The following is a 22,773-nucleotide window of genomic DNA, read 5'->3' as shown; positions in this document are numbered from 1 at the left end:
TTCATTGCGGCTGATGGCCCCTTCGCGAGCAGGCTCGCTCCCACATTGAACTTGTGTGAACACAGAATCTGAAACCACTACAGATCCTTGTGGGAGCGAGCCTGCTCGCGAAGGCGGCCCTGAATTCACCACGCAATCACTGCGGAGCATTCGCATTTCGCGAACGCCCATTGCCGAGAGACGGCTGGATTCGTCAATCATCGTTCCTCTAGCCTTGGCGACATATTCCAAGAACAAGAGGTACCCGTGATGACTGCCCCTTTGAGTGCAATCAAAGTGATCGAGATCGGCACCCTGATCGCCGCGCCGTTTGCCGCGCGCATGCTTGCCGAGTTCGGCGCCGAGGTGATCAAGATCGAAGCCATGGGTCAGGGCGACCCGCTGCGCAAATGGCGCAAGCTGCACGAAGGCACATCGCTGTGGTGGTACCTGCAATCGCGCAACAAGAAATCCCTGGCGCTCAATCTGAAATCCGCTGAAGGCATCGAACTGGTCAAGCAACTGGCCGGCGACGCCGACGTGATCATTGAAAACCTGCGCCCCGGTGCGCTGGAAAAGCTCGGTCTGGGCTGGGACGTGCTGCATGCCTTGAATCCGAACCTGACCCTGGTGCGTATCACCGGCTACGGCCAGACCGGCCCGTACCGCGACCGTCCCGGTTTCGGTGCGATTGGCGAGGCCATGGGCGGCATTCGCTACACCACCGGCAATCCCGACTCGCCACCGGCGCGGGTCGGCGTCAGCCTCGGCGATTCGCTGGCCTCGCTGCACGCGGTGATCGGCGCGCTGATGTCGCTGTTGCGGGTCAAGACCGGGCAGGGCGGTGGGCAGGTCGTCGATGTGTCGCTGGCCGAAAGCGTGTTCAACGTCATGGAAAGTCTGGTGCCGGAATACGACATGCTTGGCCATGTCCGCGAACGCAGCGGCGGCGCCTTGCCGGGCATCGCGCCCTCCAATACCTACCTCACGGCCGACGGCGCCTACGTGGTGATTGCTGGCAACAGCGACCCGATCTACAAGCGCCTGATGCACACCATCGGCCGCGCCGACCTGGCCGACGCAGAAGAGTTCGCCCACAACGACGGTCGTGCGGCGCAGAGCGGTTTGCTCGATGCGGCCATCACGCACTGGACCAGCAGCCTGCCGATTGACGAGGTACTGGCCGCCCTCGAAGCCGCTGAAGTGCCGGCCGGGCGCATCTACTCGGTGGCTGACATCGTCGCCGATCCGCACTATCAGGCGCGGGACATGCTGCTCGATGCCGAGTTGCCCGGCGGCGCAACGGTGAAAATGCCCGGCATCGTCCCCAAACTCTCGGAGACCCCCGGCGGGGTAAACTGGTCCGGGCCGAAACTGGGCCAGCACACCGACGCTATTCTGGCCGGGTTGGGGCTGACTGAACTCGACATCGAACGCCTGAAAAACCAAGGGGTGGTGCAATGATCACTGACTATTCGCAAACCCTGATCGTCCAGGAAGTCTCGCCCCGCGATGGCTTGCAGATCGAGCCGACCTGGGTGGAAACCGCTGACAAGATCACCCTGATCAATCAACTCTCGCAGGCCGGATTCAGCCGCATCGAAGCCGGCTCGTTCGTCTCGCCCAAAGCCATTCCGGCCCTGCGTGACGGCGAGCAGGTATTCAACGGCATCCAGCGTCAGCCAGGGGTGATTTACGTGGCGTTGATCCCCAATCTCAAAGGCGCACAACGCGCACTGGCGGCCAATGCCGATGAGTTGAATCTGGTGATGTCCGCCAGCCAGACCCACAACCTCGCCAATATGCGCATGCGTTGCGAGGAGTCGCTGGCCGCGTTCGCTGACATCGTTGCGTTCGTCAGCGGCTCTGGAGTGCGCCTCAACGGCAGCATCGCCACCACGTTCGGTTGTCCGTTCGAAGGCCGGATCGATGAGGATCGCGTGCTGCAAATTGTCGACGCTTATCAAGAGCTCGGCATTCAGGGCATCAGCCTCGCCGACACCACCGGCATGGCCAATCCACGTCAGGTCGATCGCCTGGTGCGGCGCGTTTTGCAGCGGGTTTCGCCGGCCGACCTGACCCTGCATTTCCACAACACTCGCGGCCTTGGTTTGTGCAATGTACTGGCCGCTTACGAGGCCGGCGCGCGGCGTTTCGATGCGGCGCTCGGTGGCCTCGGTGGCTGCCCGTTTGCACCGGGGGCGTCGGGCAATATCTGCACCGAAGACCTGGTGAACCTGTGCGCTGAAGTCGGCATTCCCACGGGGATCGATTTGCCGCTGCTGCTGAAGCTTTCGCGCAGCTTGCCCGATCTGTTGGGCCACGAAGTTCCCGGTCAACTGGCCAAGGCCGGGCGCAACTGCGATCTGCATCCGATGCCCACCTGAAGATACAAAACCCTTGTGGGAGCGAGCCTGCTCGCGAACGCGGTGTGTCATTCAACATCGGTATCGACTGATCTGGCGCATTCGCGAGCAGGCTCGCTCCCACAGTTCAAAAGCATTCAGCAGTACCACCAGACAACAAAAACAATCGGACGCCCATCGGCAGTCCGTCTGGAGAAAAATCGATGAGCCTCAATGTAATGGAGGCGGGCGTGAATCCGTCCGTCGATCACGATGCCGAAAAAGCCCTGGTCAGCAAAGTCGCCTGGCGCCTGATGCCGCTGATCATGGTCTGCTACCTGTTCGCCTTTTTCGACCGTATCAACATCAGCTTCGCCAAATTCCAGTTGCAGACCGACCTGAGCCTGAGCGACACCGCGTACGGCCTCGGCGCCGGGCTGTTCGTGGTCGGTTACGTGCTGTTCGAAGTGCCGAGCAACATGATGCTGTACAAGGTCGGCGCACGGCGCTGGATTGCGCGGATCATGATGTCCTGGGGCGTGGCGACGGCGGCGATGGTCTTCGTCAACAGCGAATGGCAGTTCTATGCGCTGCGCTTCGTCATCGGCGCGATGGAAGCCGGGTTTGCTCCGGGCGTGCTGTATTACCTGACCCTGTGGTTTCCGCAGCACTTCCGTGGCCGCATCACCTCGATGCTGTTTCTGGCCTCGGCGTTTGCCGGGCTGGTCGGCGCGCCGTTCTCGGGGCTGGTGTTGCAACACCTCGACGGCGTGTTGCAGATGCGCGGCTGGCACTGGTTGTTCCTGCTCGGAGGCGTGCCATGCATCGCCCTCGGTTTTCTCGTGCTGACTCAGCTCAAGGACCGCATCGAGGATGCGCACTGGCTGACCGCTGACGAGAAGAAGTTGCTCGCCAGCCGCATCGCTCATCACGAGCCACACAAAAGCGGCGGCTCATTGCTCGCGGCGCTGAAAATCCCCGGGTTCCTGACGTTGGGTTTGATCTACTTCCTGATTCAGGTCGCGTCCTACGGGTTGAATTTCTGGGCACCGCAATTGATCCGCAGTGCCGGCACCGAAAGCCCGGTTATGATCGGCCTGCTGACCGCCATTCCGTACATCTGCGGGGCGATCAGCATGGTGGTGATCGGACGCTTGTCCGACGCCACCGGAGAACGGCGCAAGTTTGTCGCCGGGCTGGTGATCGTCGGCGCGATCGGCTTCTTCAGCGCGGGAATCTTCGCCAGCCACACGACCTTCCTGATCGTCGCGCTCGGCCTGCTCGGCGCGGGCATCATCGCTTCGATTCCGAGCTTCTGGACCCTGCCACCGAAACTGCTGGCGGGCGCCGGTGCCGGCGCGGCAGGCGGGATCGCAGTGATCAATACCCTGGGGCAGTTCGGCGGGATCGTCAGCCCGGTCATGGTCGGACGCATCAAGGACCTCACCGGCAGCACCACCCCGGCGCTGTACGTCATCGGCGTCGCCGCGCTGATCGCCGCAGCGCTGCTGCTGTGGGGCTTGCCGCAGAAGTTGCGTACGCTGGACAAGTATTGAGATTTGCGGCGTCTGTGATGACGCCTTCGCGAGCAGGCTCGCTCCCACATTTGCAATGCGGCTTTCCTGTGGGAGCGAGCCAGCTCGCGAAGGCCGGTTCATAAGCACTGATGAACCTTCAGAATCACCCGGCAGCTACAACGTTCCTTCCCACTTTTGCGCAATAGTCCTGACGTCGTCTGCAGAAGCAAAATCACCGTCGTCGGCTTCCTGCGCTGCTCGCTGGACTTCCCGGATTTGCCATTGTTCTGCTGGGTAGTCGCGGGAAGTATCTGATGCCAATTCAGCCTCGTTCCGGCCCGTCGATATATCGACCCTTGTGAGCGTTTCGTTGCCTACGTCGGGGAAAAGCGGAGAGGAGGGAGACATCTGTAATCTCGGTGCAAGTGGATTCAAGAAAATCACCTTACAGCACCAAATGACATGGGGCTATGTACGCTTGCCTGCCTCTGTACTGGCAATCTGGCCTGGTGCGGTTGAATCGTCCGATTCAGAAGGGGATAGTGCGCGGCTGCAATGTCATCAAGGAGAGGGAATTGACAATGAAGTCCATATGGATCAGCGCTGCCGCGCTCTGCGGATGGTTGATGGCTGGGCAGGCGTGGGCCGATTGCACGCCGCCTGCGGTCAGTGGCGAAGCGGACTTTTCTTTGTGCAAGGAATGGCCGGCTTATCCGTCGCTGACGATTACCGCGCTATCGACGTTCGTGCCCGATCCCGTCTATGGCCAGGAGGGCAGGGTGGGTTCATACGATCTGGATCTGGCCGTCATCGCGGCCGGCAGCTCCAACCCGCTGGCGACCTATCATCAGCCGTCGACGTTTCTCTCCGATGCGATCGCGCTGGAGAGTCTGGAACTCGACACGGCGCGTTATAAACTCACGCCCGACCTTCGCGCATTCGGCGTACGCGCCCATTTCAAAGGCTCGTCGCGCGTCAATCCGCTGGATGAGACCCTGCTGTCGCTTTACGTGAAAGAAGGCGACAAACTGCGCCCGGTGCTGGATCGCTTGGTCGTCTACAGCTTCAGTGGCGAATGGGATGGCAACTGCGCGGGCGAGCGATCGGAGACGGTGCGCACGCTTGAGATGGGTAAAACCAGTTCCCATGGTTACGCCGATATCATTGTCCGCTCGGTCACCATGGGCCTGGTCGGTGAGGGACCGGCTGACACCTGCGAATCGAAAACTACCCACGAAAAGCCGGTGCTGACCACGTTGCGCTATGACGGCAAAACCTACGTTTTGCCGCAAGGTTTCAAGGGCATGTGACTAATGTCACTGATACGAATACTTCAGGGAAGAATCATGAATCTTCATCTCCGAATCTATATCGCACTCGGCTTGTTCGCGCTTACGGCTCAGGTCCATGCGGCTTGCGAAGTAAAAAAATTCGACGGCCATACTCTCTCGCGCTGCAAAGTCTGGCCTGCGTTCAACACTCAATCAATTGCAGCGAAGGCCACCTTCGTTCCCGATTCTGCGGGTGCTCAGGACGGCGTGTTCGATCTGGCCCTGTCAGTAATCAACGCCACGACGGGCAGCACATTCGCCAGTTATGCCAAACCCGGCGCTTACGACTCCGATGCGATCAGCTTCGATGATCTGATCATCGATACGGCGCGTTACCGCTTGGCGGCGGATGTCCGTGCGTTCGGGCTGCGATCGACGTTCATGAGCCACGGTTCCAGAGCGAATCCGTACTCCAAAACCGACCTGGCTTTGTATGTTCGTGAAGGCAATCGCTTACGCCCAGTGCTGGAAGGCCTGGTGGTGCGCAAGGATTTCGGTGAGGGTACCGGGGAGTGCGATACGCGAGACACACGCATTCGCAGGACTGTCGAAATTGGCTCATCCAGCCACAACGGGTTTGCGGATCTGATCGTCAGCTCCAGCGGTTCGTTGATGGAGTCTTTCACTTCAGGCAAACAATGCGCTTCGAAAACCACCAACCTGAAGAACACCCAGGTCACCCTGATCTACGACGGCCAGCAATATGTCCTTCCCGAAGACTTCAGAGGTTACTGATTCGATGCTTACTGGTCTTAACCACCTGACCCTGGCCGTCCGCGATCTGCAGCGCAGTCTGGCGTTTTATCGCGATGTGCTGCAATTGAACGTCGAAGCGACGTGGGATAACGGCGCCTATTTGTCACTGCCCGGACTGTGGTTGTGCTTGTCAGAAGATCCTCAGCGCAGTGGGGAGCCGGGCGCGGACTATACCCATTACGCTTTGAGCGTGAGCGCGGCAGACTTCACTTCACTGGTTGAGACGTTGAAATCGGCTCAGGTGCCGCAGTGGCGAGACAACCGTAGCGAGGGCGCGTCGTTCTACTTTCTCGACCCCGACGGGCACAAGCTGGAAGCCCATGTCGGCGATTTGCAATCGCGGCTGGCTGCGTGTCGGCAGAAACCGTACCCCGGCATGCGTTTTAACGACGCGCAGTGATCGGGCGCAGTCGGCTGATATAGACTGGCCGCCACGTGTTCTGGCGCTCGCAGGTTTTCCATGACTCCATCATTGCTGTTGGCCGTTCTGGCTTCGGGTTTCATCTACGGGATCACCCCCGGGCCGGGCGTGCTGGCGGTGTTCGGCATTGGCGCGGCCCATGGGCGGCGGGCCGGGGCGGGGTTTCTGTGTGGGCATCTGCTCGGCGACGTGATCTGGTGCAGTACCGCGCTGGTGGCAATCGTCGGCGCCCGTGAGATCGGTAGCACCGCGTTCGATGTACTCGGCGTGCTCAGCGCGGTGTACCTGTTCTGGCTCGGCTGGCGTGCGGTGCGTGCCCAACGCCGCAGCGGCGACGAGGCGCAAGGGGCGGCGCGACAGCCGTTCTGGCACGGCATCGTCTTCGGCCTGACCAATCCCAAGGCCTACCCGGTGGCGGTGGCGACCTTCACGGCGCTGCTGTCGAGCCGCGCCGAACTGCTCAACTGGTCGATGCTGCCGGCGCTGATCGCCCTGAGTTTTATCGGCGGGGCGCTGGCCTACGCCATCCTTATCGGCGTGGTTGGCGCGCAGCGGGTGCGCACCGTGTATCAGCGTCACGAACTGCTCATCACGCGTTTATGCGGAGTGATGTTTATCGGCTTCGCCATCAATGCGCTGCTGCACGCGCTGCCCGGTTTGCTGCCGAACAAGGGCTGATACACATGCCGTTCGTCGCGCCTGGGTCAGTTTTTCTAAACCTTTGAACGCCAAAGCATTCCTAACTGAGGCGGACAATTGTCCGCAACGAGCATTTGAGCAGCGGGCGAATCACGGCCCGCTTGAATTTTCAACGAAGGAGGGCGCGACCATGAGCCGGATGGCCACCCGTTTACGTAATGCCAGTTTTGCGACTCTGCTGGGCCTGTGCGCCAGCACTGCGTTCGCCCAGTCGCCTGCCGAATTCATCAACGATGCCTCCGCCAAAGGCATGGCTGACATCGAAGCCAGTCGTCAGGCCCACGGCAAGACCGAATCCAAAGAGGTCAAGGATTACACCATCGTCGTCATCAACGACCGCACTACAGCCAACCAGCACCTGGCGAAAATCGCCAAGAAGCTCGACCTGCCGGTCGCACCTCGCGAAGAGCTCGCCGACAAGGCCAAAGAGCTGATGCCGGAAGTGAAGGACGGCGCGACATTCGATCAGGCTTACGCCGCCAGCCAGGTCAAGGCGACCGAAGAGGCCATCACCCAGATCGAGCAACAGGCACAGACTACCGACGTGCCGGAAATCAAAGCGTTTGCCGATGAGACCTTGCCGAAGCTGCAAAGCCATCTGGAGAAGGCCCGGGCGTTGCAGGCCAGTCGCTAACTTCGCCGTATTGTTGCAGCGCGAACGAAGCCTTCAGTTGAAATGCATGTTTCCTTTGTGGGAGCGAGCCTGCTCGCGAAAGCGGTGTGTCAGTCAATGATGTTTTGACTGACCTCCGTCTTCGCGAGCAGGCTCGCTCCCACAGGGTGTGTTTACTTGCTCAGCACTCGTTCAAATCCTGCTTTGGCTTGCTCTTTTCGCCAAGCCCCTCAAGATCAAACACTTGGTTCTCACCCAGCGCGCGGTAATGCCGGCGCAGTGCCTCTAGCTGCTTCAGATCCAGCGCCTCCAGCCCGAGCATCGCGTTCTGCGCTTCCTTGTTCACCCGCAGCAGCTCATCGAGTTTCAAGTGCAGAATGTCGGTATCGCGGTTCTGCGTGTTCTGAATCAGGAACACCATCAGGAACGTGATGATCGTCGTCGAAGTATTGATGATCAGTTGCCAAGTGTCGTTGTAACCAAAAATCGGCCCGCTCAAACCCCACAACCCGATCAGGATCAACGCCCCCATGAACGTCTTCGGGCTACCGGCCCACAGGGCAAGTTTTTGGGCAATTTTTGCGAATTTCATGATGGGAGTCCTTGTTTTGGGAGCTTGAAATTCAGACATCGGCGTTGCGCTGAAAATTCTGTTTACAAGTTCTTCGTTCACTCAATACCTGGGTTAGGACTTGCCAATCTTAGGCTTATATATGGACACCTTTCATTGTGGAGGTTTAGGTCTAGTATCAAATGGCAGTCAAACTGCCATCAGCTCATTCCACGGATAGAAACCCGTAAGAGGCGCCTCATGGAATTCTTCGAAAAGTTAGCCAGCCTAGCCGCAAAAGTCCGCTTGCAGAGCGCTGCGATCCAGACTGAAGAAGCAACGAAAAATGCATTCGTCATGCCTTTTATCAGCACGGTTCTGGGTTACGACGTTTTTGACCCGACTGAGGTGACCCCCGAATTCGTCTGCGATATCGGCACCAAAAAAGGCGAGAAGATCGACTACGCGATCATGAAAGAGGGGGAAGTGCAGATTCTGATCGAATGCAAAAAGATCGGTGAACCGTTGCACATCAATCACGCCTCACAGTTGTTCCGATATTTCCATGTCACCAGCGCTCGAATCTCCATTCTTACCAACGGCCAAGTCTATAAATTTTTCACCGATCTGGACGCGCCAAACAAAATGGATGAGAAACCGTTCCTTGAATTGGATTTGTTGGACATTGATGAGTATTCAGTCCCCGAGTTGGTAAAGTTGACGAAGTCAGCTTTTGATGTTGATTCCATCATCAACGCAGCGGGGGAGTTGAAATATGTCAGCCAAATCAAAAAGGTCCTCGCCGCGCAGGTCAGCAAGCCGGACGATGACTTTGTAAAGGTTTTCGCTTCTCGGGTTTATGACGGCGTGATCACGCAGAAAGTGCGCGACCAGTTTCACGAGCTGACCAGAAAAGCTGTCGGTCAATTTTTGAATGACCAGATCAATGATCGGCTCAAATCGGCCATGAGCGGCGCTATCCAGCCAGCGTTGGCCTCCCTGCCATTAGTTTCTGCCGGAACTGATCCGGTAGATCCGCGTGACGAATCAGATGACAAGGTTTTAACAACGCTGGAAGAGCTGGAGGGCTATCACATCGTTCGGGCGTTGGTTCGATCTGTCGTCGATGCCAAGCGAATTGTTCAGCGCGATACACAGAGCTATTTCGGTATCTTGCTGGACGACAATAATCGCAAACCGATCTGCCGTTTGCATTTCAATCGATCACAAAAGTATCTCGGCATCTTCGATGAAGAAAAAAACGAGACCCGTCATGCGATCAACTCGGTAGATGACATCTATGAGTTCTCGGATCATCTGAAAAAAACTGTCGGCTATTACGATTGATGGAGAGTCGACCGTTCACTCAGACACCTCATGCAACGTTCGCACTGGAATTGCCTTTCATGCTGCCTGTATCGTGAAAAGCAATTGAACACCCAACAGGAGAACGCAATGAGTTGGTCTGCCCAGCAATACGTCGCTTTCGAGGATGAACGCACCCGCCCGGCCCGTGATCTGTTGGCGGCGGTGCCCACGGCACAGGCCCGGGCGGTGGTGGATATTGGTTGCGGGCCGGGCAATTCCACCGAGTTGCTGGTGCAGCGTTTTCCCGAGGCCAGGGTCAGTGGCCTGGACAGTTCGGCGGACATGATCGCCGCCGCGCGCAAGCGCTTGCCCAATGTGCAGTTCGAGGTGGCCGAGATCGACAAGTGGGCCGATGAAGGCCCGTTCGATATGATCTTCGCCAATGCGGTGTTGCAATGGGTGCCGGATCACGCCTCGCTGCTGCCAGCCCTGGCGAGCAAGCTTTCAGACGGTGGCAGCCTGGCGATCCAGATGCCGGACAACCTCAACGAACCGTCCCACCGCTTGATGCGTGAGGTCGCCGCCAATGGGCCGTGGGCGAGCAAGCTCGCAGACGCTGCCGGGCAGCGTACCGACATGGCCAGTGCCAGTGAGTATTTTTCAATGCTGCGCCCGCACTGCGCGCGGGTCGATGTGTGGCGCACCACCTATCATCACCAACTTCGCGATGGTGCGGCGGGGGTGGTGGAGTGGTTCAAGGGTAGCGGGTTGATTCCATTCCTGAGCCCATTGACCGAGGAGGAGCGGGCGCAGTATCTGCAACGGTATCTGGCGGAGGTTGCCAAAGCTTATCCGGCCTTGGCTGACGGCTCGGTGCTGTTGCCGTTTCCACGTTTGTTTATTGTTGCGACCCGTTGAAAATATTCATTCGTCTAGCTCGTTTTTTATCGTGAGTTCGACGCATTGGTTCAGGTCGGCGTAACTCGCAAGAACAACCCGATCGGTCCCCTCTCCCTCGGGAGAGGGTTAGGGTGAGGGGCTTCTTGGCGCAGAACCCCGATCACCGCCGCACCGCCACCATCACCGTCCTCTGGCATCCTTTCAACTCGTTCACGCTGAACTCGTCGGAAATTTCCCTCTGTTTTTCAGGCTTTTACACGTGGTGCGCCATGGCTGTTTAAAGTCGAATCGCGTTACGTCCCGATGCCTACAAATCCTTGCGCCGCTGCCTACCGGTACGCCAGAATCCGCCTGCTTGTGCGGCTGGCGGGCGGTCGGTAACTTGGTTCGCGTCACTGATTTCCAGTGATCGGGTTTAGCAGCCCGGCCTGGATTGACCAACGGTTGCACATGTACCTTCCAGTCAGGCTTCGCCTGCACTTGATGGGGCTGTGCACATGGCACCCTCGGGTGAGCCGGGTTTTGGACTTCCTACCGGTCTGCTAAGGAATACGCAAGCCATCGTGCAGACGTTTGATCATTGCCAGACTCAGCTTGCGCTTGCGGTTCAATACTTCCGAAACATGGCCACTGGTGCCAATAAAGGACTCGAGATCCCGCGGCGTCAAGCCTTGCTGATCCATACGGAATTTGATGGCTTCAATGGGATCAGAGGGCTGCATCGGAAAATGCTGCTCCTCATACTTTTCAATCAGCAGAGCGAGAATTTCCCCAAACGTCAGACATGAAAAAACCGGCGACTGAGAGCCGGTTGGGCAGTAAGAATTTTTTAACCCTGCTGCAAGACTTTCAACGCCGCCGAAGCCAGAAACCCCGATCGGCTTTTCTCCTCAGGATGATGCAACACGTACTCATCAATGCGATTGAGCAAGTGCCCCGGCAGAGTGATGTTGAGCTTCTGTGCTTTGCCCAGGTATTTGACCACGTCGATATCCACTACCGCCCACGCACATCCGGCGTACTGCGGATTGGCGACATGCAGGCTCAATTTGCTGGCCGATGGAATCGGCGCACCGTCGTCTGCCAGAATTTCGAAATGACCTTCGATCGCCTCGCGCGCCATGGCGACAGCGTCATCAAGGTCGTCGCCGGCAGAAAAGCAGCCAGGAATGTCCGGCACTTCAACTCCCCAAGCGTGTTCCTCGTCGCCTATTGAAATCGCAATCGGGTAAAGCATGTTCGTGATCCTCCAAGGCAACGCTGAGAACGGATTCAGAGCATGGCCTGTTGCAAAATACTGATGGCCGTTTTTTTGAGCAGATCCTTTTTTGGATGCGGCACTGTTACCAATCCTGGTTTGGTTGGATGTTTGAAGTGATGATGACTGCCCCGAATACGTACCAGAAACCAACCGTCCGCGACGAGTTATCCGATTAAAAAACGGCTGTTCACAACACCTCCCTGTGGTGTGCTTGGTGGTTACTATACCTACTGAATTCTACAGATCAATAGACTTGCTACCGTTCAGCCATTGTGGCGTCCGGCGAGGTGGTCAACCCAGTCTAGGCCGCGCGTGTTTGGAGGAACGATGGTTGTGTTGCAGTGTTTTGCGGTGACATTTACGCCGCAAAATGAAAGCAGATCGCTCAGCCAGTCATTGCGACTGATAGAGCGAGCTTACCCGTCGTTTCAACGAAGGAGGGCGACGTTGGTAGCGATCCTTCTCTGGATGATTTTCAGAGTCGCTGGGGTTCTTTTTGGAGCTGAAGGCTTTTCCTTGGAAATTGTCTTTCACCAACTTCCAGACACAAAAAAACCGGCCATCAATGCCGGTCTTTTCTATTCCTGCATCCCTCGTCGGACAACACAACGCGAGATCAATATTCGGTGGAGCGGGTAGAGGGAATCGAACCCTCATCTAAAGCTTGGGAAGCTTTCGTTCTACCACTAAACTATACCCGCTCAGAGCGGCTGACTTTGTACCAGACTCGGCCACGGATTTGAAGTTTTCTTTTCTCTGCGAGGGCTTTGCCGCGCAGAAATCGGTCGATCGCGAGCAAGGGCTGCGCCGGTGCAACAGGCACTTCAAGCTTGCAGCCTTGCCCGCGATGACGCTGTTTCAAATGGCCAGTGCATGTTGATCCTGCACAAACGAGTAGCGCGTTCGGCTGGCTTGCGGCGCAGGTTTCAGAAAGCCGAGCAGGGCGTTCTGGCTGTCGCGGCAGGCGGCTTTGTGCTCCATGTCGAGAAAGTGCCCGGTGGCTTGCAGGGTGGTGAAGCTGCTGTGCGCGACGTGATTGCCGAACAGGCGCGCGTCCTCGGCGGCAGTGTATTCGTCCCATTCGCCGTTGAGAAACAGCACCGGCACGTTGATTTTTTTCGCCGCATTCACATAGCACTGCCGGTCGCTGTGCAGCACGTCGTTGATGTGAAAGTGCATCTGTCCGTATTCATGCTCGGCGAGGCTGCTGACGTGGCGATAGTTGAAGCGCTTGAACAGCGACGGCAGGTGTTTGCCGATGGTGTTGTTGACCAGATGGCCGACCCGGTCGCCGTCGCGGCTGCCGAGGTAATCGACGCCGCGCTCGAGGTAATCGAGCATGTGCGCATTGATCACCGGTGAGAACGAGCTGATCACGGCTTTTTCAATGCGCCGCGGTTGCTGGGCGAGGGCGACCAGGGTGGCGGCGCCGCCCCAGGAGAACGACAGCACGTGTTCGGCGGCGAAGTGATCGATCAGTTCCAGCAGAATCTGCCCTTCGACTTCCTTCGTCAGATGTTTCTCATGCCGGTTGTGGGCTTTTGAGCGGCCCGCGTAGGGCTGGTCGTAGCAGACCACGTTGAATTGCGGGTGCAGGTTTTTCACGGTCTGTGCAAACGACGCAGTCGTGGCCATCGAGCCGTTGACCAGAATGATGGTCTTTTCTGCGGCGTCTGCGCGATAGAACTCCGTGTAGACCCGATACTGACCCTGTATATCCAGCACAGCGATTTCTGGCCTCATGTCATAAGACTCCTGGCAAGCAAGCGGGTATGCGCGCAATCGAGATTGCACGAGCTTTGTGACAGGTAGGCATACGCCTGAAATTTGCTGGCCCATGTCGATCCGGTAAGGCAGGTCGACGGGTGTTGTTATTGGCGGGCAGATTGCCGGCTGAGGCGCAGCCCTTGAGGGCAGACGACCGACAAAAAGTTTCTTGGAAGTATGTGGTGACTCATCGGTCACATTTCGGCCGACGTCCTGATTCAAGCAGGGGACTCAGGATCACGCAAGTGGCGTCGGCGAATTGTTCGACAACTTCGGCTGAGCGGTCGCCGGCTTAGAACAAATGAATCTCTTCGGTGCGCAAAGCGCGGTACTCGCCCGGTTTTAGCGCGTGATCGAGGGTCAGTTCGCCGATGGATTCGCGGTGCAGGCGCAGGACTTTGTTGTTGAAGAAACTAAACATGCGCTTGACCTGATGGTAGCGGCCTTCAACGATACTCAGTCGCGCCGAGCGTGGGCCGAGCAGCTCCAGTTGCGCCGGTTGCGTGGTCAGATCTTCAAAAGCGAAGTAAATGCCTTTGGCAAATTTCAGCGCGTAGCTCGGGTCGATGTCCTGTTCGGTTTCGACGTAATAGACCTTCGGCAGTTTGGTTTGCGGCTGCGTCAGGCGTCGCGACCAGGTGCCGTCATTGGTGATCAGCATCAGCCCGGTGGTATTGAAATCCAGACGTCCGGCGATGTGCAGATCGTCCTTGTGCGGTTCATCGAGCAGGTCGAGCACGGTTGCATGCTGCGGATCGCGGGTGGCGCTGACGCAGCCCGGCGGTTTGTGCAGCATGAAATAGCGCGCCGGTTTACCGCTTTGCAGCACCTCATCATCGACTTCGACCCGACTGAATTCCAGCACCTCACTGTGCGGGTCGCTGACGACTTTTCCGTCAATCCGCACGCGCTTTTCCACCAGCAACAGGCGAACCTGCTGACGGTTGTAGCGGGGCAGATTGCTGAGGAAACGGTCGACGCGCATGGTCAGGATTCAACGGACAAAGGGCCGCGCATCTTACGGGATCGGCCGCCGGCCTGCTTGCAGTTGCGCTTCGACCTGTGCGCAGCGCGGGCACAGGCAGGCTTGATTGCGCAGCGCGGCCGGCAGCGCGTCGAGCACCGCCGGGTCGATGGTCACGCCATAGCACCAGCATTCGCGGTCGGCGGTGCGCGGGTCGGCGAGGCTGCAATCGTTGCGGGCGCCGCAGGCCGGGCAGTGGTCGGGTTTGACGTCGTTATCAGGCATAGGTCGAGTGGGGCATTTCCATGCAGGTGCGGTTGCGCCCGGTTTGCTTGGCGCGGTACATCGCATGATCGGCCCGGGACAGCAAGCTGTGCAAGGTGTCATCGCGTTGCACGGTGGTGGCGCCGATGCTCACGGTCAGATGCAGGCTGTGGCCATCGTAGGCATATTCGTGTTGCTCGACGTGTTGACGGATTTTCTCGGCGATTTTCTGCCCGGTCTCACCGTCGGTGTCTTTCAACAGAACGATGAACTCTTCACCGCCCCAGCGGCAGACGATGTCGGCGTGGCGCAGGCAACTTTGCAGGTCGCGGGCGAAACCGATCAACACCTGATCGCCAGCCATGTGGCCATAGGTGTCGTTCAAGGCTTTGAAGTGGTCGAGGTCGAGCAGCAACGCGGTCAGCGGCTTGGTTTCCCGTTGGGCCTCGTGCAGCGCTTGCGCGGCGAGGATGTCGAAGCCGCGTCGGTTCGGCAGTTCAGTGAGACTGTCGAGGGTGGCGTGCGCCTGAATCTTCGCCTGGAAGCGCTTGATCACCCGATTGAGCAGCGCCAGCACGATCAACGTCACCAGCAGGCAGATCAGCAGATTGAGATACAGCGACTGGCGGATCTCGCTCAGCGCGCCGTCCTCGCGTTTATCGACGAACAGGTACCAGTTCAACTCGGGGATAAACCGCACGTTGAGAAAATGCCCCTGGCCCTGAGTGGAATACTCGTAGCTGCCGCTGTGTGGCTTGGGCAATTGGCTGACCAGACTTTTCATGCTCTCCAGTTCGCCAAGACTCTGGCCGATGTGCGCGCCTTCCGGGCCACCCTCGGCACCGGTCAACACGAGGCGGCCGAAGGTGTCGACGAAGTACACGCTGCGTTGATAGCGCTGTTGATACTTGTCGATCAGCTTGATCACCGCGTCCACCGTCAGGCCCACGCCCGCCGCCCCGATGAAGCGGTTGTGGTAGTCGTAGACCTTGTAGTTGATGAAGAACGTCAGGTTGTCCCTGTTGGCCAGATCCGGGTCGACGTTGATCTCGTACGGGTCCTGCATGTCGCGCACGCGGAAGTACCAGGTGTCGCGCGGCTCATCGACTTTGACCTGTTTGAGCACGCCTTTGGCGTGGTAGTAGGTGAGCGTGGCATTGGAAACGAAGAACGCCGTGTAGGCGCCGTAATGGGTCATGACCTCGTCGAGATAGCGGGTCATCTGCTCGGGATTCTGTTCGCCATTGACCACCCAGTCGCGCATGAATGTATCGCGGGACATCATCGAGGAAATCAGGATCGGCCGGACCAGGTCTTTCTGGATTTCCGAATAGACCGTGTCGGAGGTCAGCGGCAGTTCGGTGTTGACGATGTTGTCGCGGATCGACGCGCGGGAGGCGAAATAGCTCAACAGTGACGTAGCGAGAAAGCCGGCGCCGAGCAGGGCGACCAGGGTGAGCACCAGTGAACGTTGCGAGTACAAGGGAGAACGAAGCGGCATGGCAGATCCGTTGGCAGTGGCCCGATGGGATGCATTCTAGTGGCACTGCGCGCAAATAACTGCTCCCTGTGCGGCGTGAATGGTCGTTCCTTTATTCGGGGGTGGTGCGCCAGAACCTGTGGGAGCGAGCCTGCTCGCGAAAGCGGTGGGTCAGCCACATCCATGTTGAATGACATACCGCATTCGCGAGCAGGCTCGCTCCCACAGGGCGACAGATTCAGGCCAGGGTTTTGAGGTATGCCCGCCATCCCCCCAAATGACTGATATCCACCGCATCCTCCAGGCCATACGGCTCACAGATAAACCCGCTCTCCCAGCGCCCATCCGCCAGTTGCACCTTGCCCAGTCCCAGCGGCGCCGGAATCCCGGTGAGAAACGAGCCCAGCTCACTGCTCGGCAACTCCCAAACCTCCACGGCAATCGCCACGCCGCCGTCCTTGACCCGCACCATGCCCGGCCGCAATGGCGGGCCGCCGGCGAGGGCGTGCAGTCGATAGTCCGGCGAACTGAAAGTGGTTTCCAGCAAGCGCCCGCCACGTTGAGTCAATTGCCAGTTCAGCGCCAGCCCTTGCAGGTGCGCGCCACACACTACCAATCGAGCGCGGTCATTGCGCGCAGCGTTCGCCGGAGCTGGCAGGGCACTGTCCTGCTGGCGCTGCAAGGCATCGGCCACGCTCAACAGATACTGATCGGTAAACACCCGCCCGAACAACGTCACGCCCCACGGCAGACCATTGCTCATGAATGCGGTCGGCACGGCGACGGCGGCGTAGTCGAGCAGGTTCATGAAGTTGGTGTAATAGCCGAGTTCGGAATTGCGCAGCACCGGCTCGGCCTGAAGTTCGGCCAGGGTCACTGGACGGCCGATGGTCGGCGTCAGTACGCAGTCGAGATTTTCGAGGGCCTCGTCGCAGAGGGCCTTCAGCGCCTGCAATCGATATTGCGCGCGAAAGGTCTGCACGCCGGTCACTGCCGGAGCCTTGGCCAGCACCGCTCGGATCACTGGCAGCACCGCTTCGGGATTCTGCTCCATCAGCTCACCGGCGACGCTGTAACGCTCGGCGACCCAAGGCCCGTCGTAGAGCAGACGCGCTGCTTCGAGAAATGGCGACAGGTCCAGTTCGACCGCTTCGCCACCCAGTGCCTTGAGCCGTTCGATGGCCGCTGCGAACAGTTGCGGCCCTTCGTTGCAGCCGAAAAATTCAACGTCCTGCGCCCGTGGCACGCCGAAGCGAAACGGTCGTGGCGCGCCGAATGCCGAGCTGTCGTTCCATGCCGGATTGGGCCGGCTGTATTCATCGCGGGGATCGTGTTTTGCCGTCAACGCCAGCAACTGACTGGCCTCGCGAGCAGTGGCGGTGAAGGTGGTTACGCAGTCCAGCGTGCGGCACGCCGGCAGCACGCCGGCGGTGGAGATCAGGCCTTTGCTCGCCTTCAATCCCACCAGATTATTCAGCGCCGCCGGCACTCGCCCGGAACCGGCGGTGTCAGTGCCCAAGGCAAAACTCGCCACACCCAACGCTACCGCCAGCGACGAGCCGGCGCTGGAGCCGCCAGACGGATATTCGGGCAAAACGCTGTTCGGGCACGCACCATAAGGTGAGCGGCTGCCATTGAGGCCGGTGGCGAACTGATCAAGATTGGTCTTGCCCAGCGGAATCGCCCCCAGCGCCAACAGCTGCTCGACGATGGTCGCCGACTGCTGCGGCACATAGGCAAACGCCGGGCACGCGGCTGTGGTGGGAATGCCGGCCAGATCGATGTTGTCCTTGATCGCGAACGGCACGCCATACAGCGGCAGACTGTCGAGGTCACGACCGTCGAGGGCGGCCAGATACGGCTCCAGTTCATCGACGCTGAGCAAGTGAATGAACAGGTGATAGTCGGGATTCAGGGCAGCGGCTTTTTCGCGCAATTGCAGCAGCAGTTGGCGCGGTGTGGTGTCGCCATTGCGATAGGCCTGGCGCAGTGCATCGAGTTGCAGATTCATCGGTTGATCCTCATAAAAAATGGCTTCAGTCGAGTTCCAGCACCACCACCCGTTGTCCGGCGCGCACCGCCGAACCGGGTTGCACGCGGATCTCTCGCACCACACCGGCCAGCGGCGCGAGCACAGGGATTTCCATCTTCATTGACTCGAGAATCACCAGCACATCGCCCGCCGCGACGCGCTGGCCGGTCTCGACTTGCACCTGCCAGAGATTGCCGGCGATCTGGCTGTCGACGCTGTGTTCACCGCTTTGCAGCGGTGCTTCTTCGCTGGCGTCAGGCACGGCTTCTTCGCTGTCGAAATGCGCCTGGCCGCTGGCGATCCAGCGCTCGCGTTCAGCCTTGAACGCGCCCTGTTGTTGCGCACGGAAAGCGCTGATGCCCTCGGCTTCCTGACTGAGAAATGCCTGATAGTCGGCGAGGTTGAGCTGGCTGTGTTCGATGTTCAGATCGAAGCGCCCCAGGGGAAAATCGCGGCGGATGCGCAGCAGTTCTTCGGCGCTGACCGGATAGAAGCGGATCTGATCGAAGAAGCGCAGCAGCCACGGTTTGCCATCGAACGCGGCGACTTCGCGATAGCGATTCCACATCTGCAGAGTGCGCCCGACAAACTGATAACCGCCCGGGCCTTCCATGCCGTACACACACATGTAGGCCCCGCCGATGCCCACCGAATTCTCGGCGGTCCAGGTACGTGCCGGGTTGTACTTGGTGGTCACCAGACGATGACGCGGGTCGAGCGGGGTGGCCACCGGCGCGCCGAGGTAAACATCGCCAAGGCCCAACACCAGATAGCTCGCATCGAACACCGTGCGCTGCACTTCGTCGAGATTCGGCAGGTCGTTGATGCGCCGGATGAACTCCAGATTGCTCGGGCACCACGGCGCGTCCTTGCGCACGGTGGTCATGTATTTCTCGATCGCCAACTGACAGGCCGGGTCGTCCCACGACAGCGGCAAGTGCACGATGCGCGACGGCACTTGCAAGTCCTTGGCGGCGCACACCGCGTCCCATTCGCCGGCGATGATGCCGAGCAGATCGGCCAGCGGCAGTTGCTCGGGCTGGTAGTGCACCTGCAGCGAGCGAATGCCCGGGGTGAGGTCGATCACCCCATGCAGGGCTTGGCTTTCCAGCGCCTGCATCAGCGCGTGGGCGCGAAAGCGCAGGACCAGATCGAGCTCCGGCGCGCCGATTTCCAGCAGTAAATGAGTGTCGCCAGAAACCCGTGCAACCAGTCGCTGATCGCCTTGGCCCAACGCCAACACCACAGGCGACACCAAACCCTGTGGGAGCGAGCCTGCTCGCGAAGAGGCCGTGTCAGTCAATATCGATTTGTCTTTGCCGACGCTTTCGCGAGCAGGCTCGCTCCCACAGGGGGCATCCCATTTCAGGGCGAGATCGCGGGCGGTCTTGAGGTCGACGGGAATGAACTGAATTTTATCGCCCGCCTTGAGCTGCCCCAGCTGCCACAGGTCCGCCTCGATCACCGTCACCGGGCAGACAAACCCACCCAGGCTCGGGCCATCCGGGCCGAGGATCACCGGCATGTCCCCGGTGAAATCCACCGCGCCAATCGCATACGGATTGTCATGGATGTTCGACGGGTGCAGACCCGCTTCACCGCCATCCTCACGCACCCACTCAGGCTTCGGTCCGATCAGGCGCACGCCGGTGCGGCTGGAGTTGAAATGCACTTCCCACTGGGTCACAAAGAACGTGGCGATGTAGTTTTCGCTGAAGTATTCCGGCGCGCCGTGCGGGCCGTAGATCACCCGTATCTGGCGCACGCTCGGCAGCGCCGTGATGTGCTGTTCGGCCAGTTGCTGGCCGACGCTGCGCTCGGTCAATGCCGGCACATGCAACACGTCACCGGCCCTCAACGCGCGACCGCCATGCCCGCCAAACTGGCCGAGGGTGAAGGTACTTTTGCTGCCCAGATAATCCGGCACCTGCACGCCGCCGCGCAGGCACAGATAACTGCGCGCGCCGGCGCCGCTGATGCTGTCCAGCTGCAACGTCGCGCCGGCCGGGATCAGCAGCGCGGTGTTCATCGGCACCGGTTCAGCGTCAAGGGTCAAGGCAATCGGCGCGCCGGTCACCGCGACCACCGCGTCACAATTGAAGCGCAGGATCGGCCCGCTCATGGTGATTTCCAGTGCGGCGGCGCCTTGTTCATTGCCGAGCAGACGATTGCCCAGGCGCAGCGCTCGGCTGTCCATCGGCCCCGAGGGTGGCACGCCGACGGCCCAGTAACCGAGGCGTCCGGGATAGTCCTGCACGCTGGTCTGCGTGCCGGCGCTGAGCACTTCGAAGGTGTTGGCGAGATACAGCAGATTTTCCAGGCAACGGGTCCACGGCTGACCGCTGGCGAATGGAGGATCGAGCAGAATCTGCCGCAGGTAATCGCGGTTGGTTTCCACGCCATACAGCAGGCTGTCGCCCAATGCCTGATGGAGTTCGGCGCGAGCCCGTTCGCGGCTCGGCGCCCACGCGATGAGCTTGGCGATCATCGGGTCGAAATACGGCGGGATTTCCACGCCGGCCTCGACCCAGGTGTCGATGCGCAACTCAACGCCGTTGGCTGGCGGGAATTGCACAGCGGTCAGCAGGCCCGGGCTCGGCTGGAAATCACGCCCCGGATCTTCCGCGTACAGACGTGCCTGAATCGCATGGCCCTGCGGTTCCAGGCCCTGATACAACTCATTCAGCGGCGGCAGATCACCGGCGGCCAGCTCGATCATCCAGCGCACCAGATCCACGTCCCACACTTGTTCGGTGACGCCGTGCTCGACCTGCAAGCGTGTGTTCACTTCGAGAAAATAGAAGCGCTGGGCCTCGCTGTCGAAGACGAATTCGACGGTGCCGGCGCTGCGGTAATTCACCGCTTGCGCCAGTTTGATCGCCGCTGCGCACAGCTCATCGGCCATGCCTTCTGGCAGGTTTGGCGCCGGGGTTTCTTCGAGGACTTTCTGGTTGCGCCGCTGCACTGAACAGTCGCGCACGCCGAGAGCGATGACTTCACCGCAGCCGTCGCCGAACACCTGCACTTCCAAATGCCGCGCGCGTTCGATGTACTTCTCGATGAACACCCCGGCGTCGCTGAAGTTGTTCTGACCGAGGCGTTTCACCGCTTCGAATGATTCGCTCAATTCACTGGCGCTGCGGCACACGCGCATGCCGATGCCACCGCCGCCAGCGGTGCTTTTCAGCATCACCGGGTAGCCGACCTGTTCGGCGGCGCTCAGCGCGCAATCGAGGCTGTCGAGCAGGTCGGTGCCTTCGAGCATCGGTACGCCGTGCTGTTTGGCCAACGCGCGAGCAGTGTGCTTGAGGCCGAACACCCGCAATTGCTCCGGCGTCGGGCCGATGAAGGCGATGCCCTGCGCTTCGCAGGCTTCGGCGAACGCTGCGTTCTCCGAGAGAAATCCGTAGCCGGAATGAATCGCCGTGGCGCCGCTTTGTTTGGCGATCGTGAGGATTTTGTCGACCGCCAGATACGTCGCGGACGCCGCGCCTTCGCCGAGGCTGTGCGCTTCAGCGGCCTGGGAGATGTGCAGGCTGGCAGCATCGGCTTCTGAATACACGGCTACGCCTTGGGCCTTCAGCACGTTGATCGTGCGCAGGATGCGACAGGCAATCGCGCCACGGTTGGCGATCAGGATTTTTTCGAACATGGCATAACCCCTGAAGGGGGAGCGGGCCGTCCCGCTGTTTTTTGACAGACATCCGGGCCGTCCCGGATGGAAAAAACACACTTCACTCAAACCCACCACAAACCCCCTGTGGGAGCGAGCCTGCTCGCGAAGGCGGTGGATCAGCCACATCAATGCTGAATGACACGGCGCATTCGCGAGCAGGCTCGCTCCCACAGGGTTCAGGGTTGTCTGGTGGATTTCAGGCACTGCCCGGAACGCGCCTGGCACAGTGCAAAAAGCCAACGGCGTAAACGGCTGATGGTCAGTTCCATACCAGCAACTCCGCCGGGGTCGGGTTGTAGGCATTGCACGGGTTGTTCAGCTGCGGGCAGTTGGAAATCAGCACGATGACGTCCATCTCCGCGCGCAAGTCGACGTACTTGCCCGGCGCCGAAATACCGTCCTCGAACGTCAGCCCGCCATCCGCCGTTACCGGCACGTTCATGAAGAAATTGATGTTCGGGCCGATGTCGCTTTTGCCCAGACGACCGTCGTGGGCGCAGGCGCGCAGGTAGTTGTCGCGGCAGCTGTGCATGTAGCGTTTTTCCAGGGCGTAGCGCACGGTGTTGCTCTCTTGCGCGCAGGCGCCGCCGAGGGTGTCGTGGCGCCCGCAAGTGTCGGCAACGATGGTCAGCATCGGCTGGCCGAGGTTGGAATACAGCACGCTGCCGGTGCTCAGGTAGACGCTGTTCTGCCGGCGCAAGGTGCGTTGTACATCGTAGCGTTCCTTGGGGTTGGCGAGGCTGTAGAACAAGGTGTCGACTGCCTGATTGCCTTCCAGATCGAGGATGCGCAGGGTCTGCCCGGCCTTGACCTCCATCAGCCAAGGCTCGCCGGCGGGAATGGTCGCGCGGTAGATCGCGCTGTCGGCTTGCTTGTGCGAAGTGGCGATTGCGAGTGACATGGCTGCGAT

20 protein-coding genes, 1 tRNA gene and 1 pseudogene are annotated in these 22,773 nt (G+C 59.7%); 10 read left to right on the top strand and 12 right to left on the bottom strand.

The genetic code is table 11. The features are described 5' to 3' along the window. Window positions 1-249: 249 nt before the first annotated feature. The 8 genes from ND528_RS15670 (at window position 250) to ND528_RS15635 (ending at window position 7,682) form a co-directional block, all read left to right on the top strand. Window positions 250-1,443, top strand: a complete 1,194-nt coding sequence (locus ND528_RS15670; RefSeq protein WP_263470671.1) for a CaiB/BaiF CoA transferase family protein — start codon at window positions 250-252, stop codon at window positions 1,441-1,443. Beyond that, window positions 1,440-2,366: a hydroxymethylglutaryl-CoA lyase gene (locus tag ND528_RS15665; RefSeq protein WP_263470670.1), complete on the top strand. Its 927-nt coding sequence runs from the start codon at window positions 1,440-1,442 to the stop codon at window positions 2,364-2,366. The genes ND528_RS15670 and ND528_RS15665 overlap by 4 nt, the downstream gene beginning before the upstream one ends. Window positions 2,367-2,548: 182 nt before the next feature. Next, window positions 2,549-3,880, top strand: a complete 1,332-nt coding sequence (locus ND528_RS15660) for an MFS transporter (protein ID WP_137215394.1) — start codon at window positions 2,549-2,551, stop codon at window positions 3,878-3,880. Window positions 3,881-4,416: 536 nt separating this feature from the next. After that, on the top strand, window positions 4,417-5,151 hold the full coding sequence (locus ND528_RS15655) for a PA3715 family protein (protein ID WP_263470792.1): 735 nt from the start codon (window positions 4,417-4,419) through the stop codon (window positions 5,149-5,151). Window positions 5,152-5,187: 36 nt separating this feature from the next. Then, on the top strand, window positions 5,188-5,907 hold the full coding sequence (locus ND528_RS15650) for a PA3715 family protein (RefSeq protein WP_263470669.1): 720 nt from the start codon (window positions 5,188-5,190) through the stop codon (window positions 5,905-5,907). A 4-nt stretch (window positions 5,908-5,911) separates the two neighbouring features. Further along, window positions 5,912-6,328 carry a fosfomycin resistance glutathione transferase gene (gene fos, locus ND528_RS15645; protein ID WP_137215396.1) on the top strand — a complete coding sequence of 139 codons (417 nt, stop codon included), beginning with the start codon at window positions 5,912-5,914 and terminating at the stop codon, window positions 6,326-6,328. A gap of 60 nt (window positions 6,329-6,388) precedes the next feature. Continuing rightward, window positions 6,389-7,027: a LysE family translocator gene (locus ND528_RS15640; RefSeq protein ID WP_263470668.1), complete on the top strand. Its 639-nt coding sequence runs from the start codon at window positions 6,389-6,391 to the stop codon at window positions 7,025-7,027. Between the two features lie 151 nt (window positions 7,028-7,178). Next, window positions 7,179-7,682 (top strand): DUF4142 domain-containing protein, encoded by a 504-nt coding sequence (locus ND528_RS15635; RefSeq protein ID WP_039760848.1) that lies wholly within the window; start codon window positions 7,179-7,181, stop codon window positions 7,680-7,682. A gap of 160 nt (window positions 7,683-7,842) precedes the next feature. Here ND528_RS15635 and ND528_RS15630 read toward each other — a convergent pair whose 3' ends face one another. Then, window positions 7,843-8,253, bottom strand: a complete 411-nt coding sequence (locus ND528_RS15630) for a low affinity iron permease family protein (protein WP_130910869.1) — start codon at window positions 8,251-8,253, stop codon at window positions 7,843-7,845. Between the two features lie 219 nt (window positions 8,254-8,472). Between ND528_RS15630 and ND528_RS15625 the strand changes: the two genes are divergently transcribed. Both ND528_RS15625 and tam read left to right on the top strand, forming a co-directional pair. After that, a complete protein-coding gene (locus ND528_RS15625; protein ID WP_122700025.1) occupies window positions 8,473-9,558 on the top strand; it encodes a type I restriction endonuclease in 1,086 nt (361 codons plus the stop codon). Window positions 9,559-9,666: 108 nt separating this feature from the next. Then, window positions 9,667-10,437, top strand: coding sequence for a trans-aconitate 2-methyltransferase (tam, locus tag ND528_RS15620; protein ID WP_263470667.1), 771 nt, complete (start codon window positions 9,667-9,669; stop codon window positions 10,435-10,437). Between the two features lie 524 nt (window positions 10,438-10,961). Here tam and ND528_RS15615 read toward each other — a convergent pair. The 11 genes and pseudogenes from ND528_RS15615 to ND528_RS15565 all read right to left on the bottom strand — a co-directional run. Next, a pseudogene (locus ND528_RS15615) lies at window positions 10,962-11,189 on the bottom strand (helix-turn-helix domain-containing protein); the annotation flags it as partial. 59 nt (window positions 11,190-11,248) lie between these two features. Then, window positions 11,249-11,656, bottom strand: a complete 408-nt coding sequence (locus tag ND528_RS15610; protein ID WP_024011974.1) for a type II toxin-antitoxin system HicB family antitoxin — start codon at window positions 11,654-11,656, stop codon at window positions 11,249-11,251. A 35-nt stretch (window positions 11,657-11,691) separates the two neighbouring features. Beyond that, the gene (locus tag ND528_RS15605; protein ID WP_189664097.1) at window positions 11,692-11,823 is read right to left on the bottom strand and encodes a type II toxin-antitoxin system HicA family toxin; all 132 of its coding nucleotides are present in this window, start codon (window positions 11,821-11,823) and stop codon (window positions 11,692-11,694) included. A gap of 484 nt (window positions 11,824-12,307) precedes the next feature. Continuing rightward, a tRNA-Gly gene (locus ND528_RS15600) sits at window positions 12,308-12,381 on the bottom strand. 157 nt (window positions 12,382-12,538) lie between these two features. Beyond that, entirely contained in the window at window positions 12,539-13,423 is an 885-nt protein-coding gene (locus ND528_RS15595) for an alpha/beta fold hydrolase (protein WP_212615492.1), read from the bottom strand. A gap of 316 nt (window positions 13,424-13,739) precedes the next feature. Further along, on the bottom strand, window positions 13,740-14,432 hold the full coding sequence (locus ND528_RS15590) for a pseudouridine synthase (protein ID WP_263470666.1): 693 nt from the start codon (window positions 14,430-14,432) through the stop codon (window positions 13,740-13,742). 33 nt (window positions 14,433-14,465) lie between these two features. Next, window positions 14,466-14,696, bottom strand: coding sequence for a cysteine-rich CWC family protein (locus ND528_RS15585; protein WP_122691678.1), 231 nt, complete (start codon window positions 14,694-14,696; stop codon window positions 14,466-14,468). Continuing rightward, window positions 14,689-16,176 (bottom strand): sensor domain-containing diguanylate cyclase, encoded by a 1,488-nt coding sequence (locus ND528_RS15580; protein WP_263470665.1) that lies wholly within the window; start codon window positions 16,174-16,176, stop codon window positions 14,689-14,691. Before ND528_RS15580 ends, ND528_RS15585 begins: the two co-directional genes overlap by 8 nt. A gap of 217 nt (window positions 16,177-16,393) precedes the next feature. Continuing rightward, complete coding sequence (atzF, locus tag ND528_RS15575; RefSeq protein WP_263470664.1) at window positions 16,394-18,166, bottom strand: allophanate hydrolase; 1,773 nt, start codon at window positions 18,164-18,166, stop codon at window positions 16,394-16,396. A gap of 25 nt (window positions 18,167-18,191) precedes the next feature. Continuing rightward, window positions 18,192-21,839 (bottom strand): urea carboxylase, encoded by a 3,648-nt coding sequence (gene uca, locus ND528_RS15570; RefSeq protein WP_263470663.1) that lies wholly within the window; start codon window positions 21,837-21,839, stop codon window positions 18,192-18,194. A gap of 283 nt (window positions 21,840-22,122) precedes the next feature. Further along, window positions 22,123-22,764: an urea amidolyase associated protein UAAP2 gene (locus ND528_RS15565; RefSeq protein ID WP_130910876.1), complete on the bottom strand. Its 642-nt coding sequence runs from the start codon at window positions 22,762-22,764 to the stop codon at window positions 22,123-22,125. Between the last annotated feature and the right edge of the window lie 9 nt (window positions 22,765-22,773).

Source organism: Pseudomonas mercuritolerans (genome assembly GCF_025706525.1).
Classification (GTDB): Bacteria; Pseudomonadota; Gammaproteobacteria; order Pseudomonadales; family Pseudomonadaceae; genus Aquipseudomonas; species Aquipseudomonas mercuritolerans.
This window is presented reverse-complemented; position numbering and strand designations above follow the sequence as displayed.